The organism is Pantoea sp. Pa-EAmG (genome assembly GCF_030024295.1).
GTDB classification, from domain to species: domain Bacteria; phylum Pseudomonadota; class Gammaproteobacteria; order Enterobacterales; family Enterobacteriaceae; genus Pantoea; species Pantoea dispersa.
Window position 1 is genome coordinate 1 of sequence record NZ_JASEWO010000235.1, and the last position, 5479, is coordinate 5479.

4 protein-coding genes are annotated in these 5479 nt (G+C 58.7%); 2 read left to right on the forward strand and 2 right to left on the reverse strand.

The features are described from left to right. The first annotated feature begins 280 nt into the window (after window positions 1-280). Window positions 281-1582, forward strand: coding sequence for a D-amino acid dehydrogenase (locus tag QMM04_RS20485; RefSeq protein ID WP_058771249.1), 1302 nt, complete (start codon window positions 281-283; stop codon window positions 1580-1582). A gap of 21 nt (window positions 1583-1603) precedes the next feature. Continuing rightward, entirely contained in the window at window positions 1604-2674 is a 1071-nt protein-coding gene (dadX, locus tag QMM04_RS20490) for a catabolic alanine racemase DadX (protein WP_104189012.1), read from the forward strand. Here the strand turns inward: dadX and QMM04_RS20495 are convergent. Next, window positions 2667-3860 carry a multidrug effflux MFS transporter gene (locus QMM04_RS20495; RefSeq protein ID WP_104189014.1) on the reverse strand — a complete coding sequence of 398 codons (1194 nt, stop codon included), beginning with the start codon at window positions 3858-3860 and terminating at the stop codon, window positions 2667-2669. The genes dadX and QMM04_RS20495 overlap by 8 nt on opposite strands. A gap of 120 nt (window positions 3861-3980) precedes the next feature. Continuing rightward, window positions 3981-5447: an undecaprenyl-phosphate galactose phosphotransferase WbaP gene (gene wbaP / locus QMM04_RS20500; protein WP_141495377.1), complete on the reverse strand. Its 1467-nt coding sequence runs from the start codon at window positions 5445-5447 to the stop codon at window positions 3981-3983. Window positions 5448-5479: the final 32 nt, after the last annotated feature.

Genomic DNA, 5479 nt, shown 5'->3' on the forward strand with positions numbered 1-5479 from the left:
GATGAATTGCAGCATTAAATCCTGTTTATAAGCGCGCGATATGACTGCGGCGCTTTCTCCTGAAAAAAGTGAGATGCTCTGCCTTTCGCATAATAATTCGCTGGTTAACGCTTTTAAGGCATAAAAAACTCTGATTTTGGCGCGAGCGCATGATTTCAGTGTGCAGTTAAGTGAAAAACATGTGAAATGAAAGGGTCGAATGTAATATCAGTTCAGCCATCGGGTTATGCTAAACCCGATGGTGATACCAGTTAATTATGCTTTTCGCGATGAGGGGCTTATGCGCGTAGTCATTCTGGGTAGTGGTGTCGTAGGGGTAGCCAGTGCGTGGTATCTGGCGCAGGCGGGGCATGACGTCACCGTAATCGATCGCCAGCCCGGCGCGGCGCTGGAAACCAGTGCCGGCAATGCCGGGCAGATTTCGCCCGGCTATGCGGCACCCTGGGCGGCGCCCGGTGTACCGCTCAAGGCGGTAAAGTGGATGTTTCAGAAACACGCACCGCTGGCGGTGCGACTTGACGGCAGCAAGTTCCAGCTGGAGTGGATGTGGAATATGCTGCGCAACTGCGACATGCGTCACTACCAGGAAAACAAGGGCCGTATGGTGCGCATCGCCGAATACAGCCGCGACTGCCTGAAAGCACTGCGCAGCAGCACCGGCATCGCCTATGAAGGGCGCCAGGGCGGCACTTTGCAGCTGTTCCGCACGCAGCAACAGTTTGACAGCGCCAGCAAAGACATCGCGGTACTGCGTGAAGCGGGGGTGCCTTATGAGCTGCTGGAAGCGCATCAGCTGCACAGCGTGGAGCCGGCACTGGCGGGTACCGCGCACAAGCTGACCGGCGGCCTGCGCCTGCCGAATGACGAAACCGGTGACTGCCAGCTGTTTACCCAGCGTCTGGCGGCGATGGCAGCCGCAGCCGGTGTCACTTTCCGTTATGACACGTCGGTGGATCAGCTGTTGCGCGAAGGCAACCGCATCTATGGCGTGAAGTGCGGCGATGAGGTCATCAAAGCCGATGCTTACGTCGTGGCGTTTGGCTCTTACTCCACGGCGCTGCTGAAAGACATCGTGTCGATTCCGGTCTATCCGCTGAAAGGCTATTCCCTGACTATCCCGATCAAAGATCCGCAGGGCGCGCCGGTTTCCACCATTCTGGATGAGACCTATAAAGTGGCGGTGACACGCTTTGATGACCGCATTCGCGTCGGTGGCATGGCCGAAATCGTTGGTTTTAACACCAAACTGTTGCCGGCACGACGTGAAACGCTGGAGATGGTGGTCCGCGATCTCTATCCTGAAGGCGGGTATGTTGAACAGGCTACGTTCTGGACCGGACTGCGCCCGATGACGCCGGATGGCACGCCCATTGTCGGGCGCACGCCGCTGACCAATCTCTGGCTGAACACCGGGCACGGTACGCTGGGCTGGACGATGGCCTGTGGTTCCGGCCAGTTGCTGGCCGATCTGATTTCGGGACGTAAACCGGCCATCGCCGCCGACGACTTGTCGGTGCTGCGTTATCTGCCGGGCTTTGCGGCCCCGGCATCGCCGCTGCGTAATGCCAGCGCGACGCGCTGATACTTCAGGGAGAGTAAAAACATGTCACGTCCTACGGGTGCCACCATTAATCAACAGGCGCTGCGCCACAATCTGGCGATTGTGCGTCAGGCGGCACCGCACGCGCGCGTCTGGTCGGTGGTGAAGGCCAATGCCTACGGCCACGGCATTGCCCGCGTATGGCAGAGTCTGGCGGAGACCGACGGTTTCGCGCTGCTGAATATGGAAGAGGCGATCCTGCTGCGCGAGCAGGGCTGGAAAAAGCCAATTCTGCTGCTGGAAGGCTTCTTTCACGCCGATGACCTGACGCTGATCGATCGCTATCGCCTGACCACCAGCGTACATAGTAACTGGCAGATTCAGGCGCTGGCGAAGGCGCAGCTGTCGGCGCCAGTCGATGTTTATCTGAAGATCAACAGCGGCATGAACCGTCTCGGTTTTCGTCCGGAACAGGCGCAGGCGGCCTGGCACAAGCTGCGTGCGTTGCCCAACGTGGGGGAAATGACGCTGATGGCGCACTTTGCCGATGCGGAAAACCCGCAGGGGCTGGTGGAACCGATGCAGCGCGTGGAACAGGCGGCGGAAGGACTGAACTGCCCGCGTTCGCTTGCCAACTCCGCGACCACGCTGTGGCATCCGCAGGCGCATTTTGACTGGGTGCGGCCCGGCATTATTCTCTACGGCGCGTCACCGAGTGGCGACTGGCAGGATATCGCCAGTACCGGTCTGCAGCCGGTAATGACACTCAGCAGTGAAATTATTGGCGTACAGCAGATCGGTGCCGGCGAGGGCGTTGGCTACGGTTATCGCTACCACGCGGCCGCGCCGCAGCGTATCGGTATTGTGGCCTGTGGCTATGCTGACGGCTATCCGCGCCATGCGCCGACCGGTACGCCGGTCAGCGTTGACGGCATCCGCACGCAAACGCTTGGGGCGATCTCGATGGACATGATGATGATTGACCTCGAACCCTGCCCGCAGGCGGGTATCGGTTCGCGCGTGGAGCTGTGGGGCAACGAGGTGAAAATTGATGAGGTGGCGAAAGCCGCCGGAACGGTAGGCTACGAGCTGATGTGTGCACTCGCGCCGCGCGTCCCGGTCACGCTTAGTTAAGCGCCGTCACTGTACCACGCATGTTCTTACTGCAGCGCCAGGCGATCAGCGCCAGCGCTGCACCCACCAGCATCATCAGCGCTAACGCTGATTTCTCTGCCACCGGCAGCGCCACCATCGCCAGGCTGCCACCCGCACCGCCCGCCATCTGAATAAATCCCTGCAGCGCCGCCGCCACACCCGCCTGCTGCTGATACGGCTCCAGCGCATAGCTGGTGGCCGGCCCGACGGTGAAGGCCAGGCCGGCTACCGAGATCGCCACCGGAATCATGTACAGCGACCAGTGGGTTTGCCAGGCCGCAGGTAACAGCGTCATCCCCGCCACCAGCAGCAGCGCACCGAGCAGCATGGTGACAAACCCCATGGCGAGACAAAATGGGCGGCCCGCCTTGCGAATGGTTTTATTAACAAAGGCACTCACCAGCATGATCCAGAAACCGTTGGCGCCAAACGCAAATGAGAACTGCAGCGGCGTCAGGCCACCTTCGGTCATCAACACGTGCGGCGCCAGCGAAACGTAGGTCAGCACCATGCCGAGCGCGCCCGCGTTGGCAAAGGCGAAAGCGAGAAAGCGCGGCTGCCGGGCGATGGCAGCATACTGCGCCAGCGGCAGCCCTTTAACGCGCAGCGTGTCCGCCGGACGCGTTTCCGGCAGCGCGACTACCACAATAATGGCAATCACCAGCGCATAACCGCACAGGAACCAGAAGGGCGCACGCCAGCCATAGGCTTCCGCCAGAATACCGCCGAGCAGCGGTGCCAGCGCCGGCACGATGTTCAGCGCGCCATTGAGGAAACCATAAGCGCGCGCCGCGGCATCGCCGCTCAGCCGATCGCGCACGCCGCTAAATGCCACCACCGCGCTACAGCATACCGCGCAGCCCTGAATCAGGCGCGCCAGGAAGAACACCGGCCAGACGGTGGCGGTTGCAGCCACTGCGCTGCCGATGATGTAGAGCGCGAGGCCGATCAGCGCGATCGGCTTACGGCCAAAATTATCCACCAGCGGACCGGTGACCAGCTGACCGATACCCATCACCAGCAAAAACAGCGGAATGGTGGTCTGGATCAGACTGACCGGGCTATGAAGACCGTCGGCAATCTGCGGCAGCGTCGGGAGGTAGAGATCAATGCCCAGCGGTGCCAGCAGCACCAGGCTCAAAAGGAGTAGGGTAAACTTTTGCATTACGAACCAGTAACGTCCTGTTAAACAGGCGAGAAGGGTAATGAGTCTGCGGCCAAAAAGAAAGGGCTAAAACGAAAAGGCGATGTCTGCCGGGACGGCGCAGACATCGCGTCGAGGGTATCAGTAAGCACCGTCGCGGCGCAGCACCACGCCAGCGGTTTTGAACAGAATGGCGATGTCGGTCCACAGCGCCCAGTTCTTCACGTACCAGGAGTCAAAATAGACGCGCGTGTCGTAGTCGATATCGTTACGCCCGCTGACCTGCCACAGGCCGGTCATGCCCGGTTTGGCCATCAGATAGTAGTCGACATCGCCCGCGTAGCGTTCCAGCTCAGCTTCAATCACCGGACGCGGTCCCACCAGACTCATTTCGCCGCGAATCACGTTCCACAGCTGGGGCAGTTCATCCAGGCTGGTTTTCCGCAGGAAGCCACCGATTTTGGTGATGCGCGGATCGTTCTTCAGTTTGAAATCACGATCCCATTCAGCGCGCGCTTCGGCACTGGTGGCCAGCAGATTCTGCAGCACTTCCTGCGAGTTAGTCACCATTGAACGGAACTTCAGGCACTTAAACTTCACGCCATCCTGACCGACGCGTTCGTGGCCATAAATGGCATTGCCGCCATCGCGTTTTACCATCCAGCACAGCAGACCGAACACCGGGGCAAGAAACAGCAGCAGCAGGGAGGCAACCACCACGTCGAAAGTGCGCTTGAGGAAACGCGAGGAGCGTTTCGCCAGGTTGTTACTGACGCGCAGGATCATCACTTCATGGCTGAAGATAAACGACATATCGGTGCCATACAGCGGCACACCGCGCAGCGTAGGGATAACCGAAATTGAGCGGCATTTCATCTTGGACAGAAACTTCAGCCATTTATCGCGCACCACCTGCTGTTCAAATTCGGTGGCGACGATAAATTGCGTGTTGTCACGGTCCATGGTTTGCCAGTTGATGTCTTTCCAGGTAATAACCGGCACGCCGTTAACATTTTCCTGGTGAGGCTCATCGTCCAGCGAGATAAACGCCTGCACGTTATAGCCGAGGATCTCCTCGCTCTGCAGCGCTGCGTAGGCTTCCATGGCGTTTTTACCGGAGCCGATGATAATGGTCTCTTTTTGCCACTGACCAGCGCGGTTGATGGCACGCTTCACGCCGGCGCGCATTAGCGGCAGCAGCAGCAGGGCATAGGTCCAGCTAAACACCCACACCATGCGCGAGAAGTCCCATTTGGAAAAGGCAATCAGCGCCAGATCCAGCAGCGAAAACACAAAGAGCGTTTTGACGATTTCTTTCAGCTCAAACCAGAACGGTTTGCGGTAGGTGTAGTGGCGCATACGCACCCAGAACCAGGCTGTGCACAGCACTGACAGACCTAACTGTGCGACAAAGCGGTATTCAATTTGCTGCGGCGGAATAAAACTGTCCAGTTCTCCCCAAATACCCTGGACGGTGGCCGCGGATAAAAATAATGCCAGGTTCAGTGCAATTAAATCCGAAAAGCTGAGTGCCACTTTCGCGATGAGATTTTTGCGCAGTCCGCTCCACGAGCGGGTTGCATCGTTCATTACCAATGTACTTGCCATAAAACCTGCTCTCTTTTCTTAAGTAAAAGATG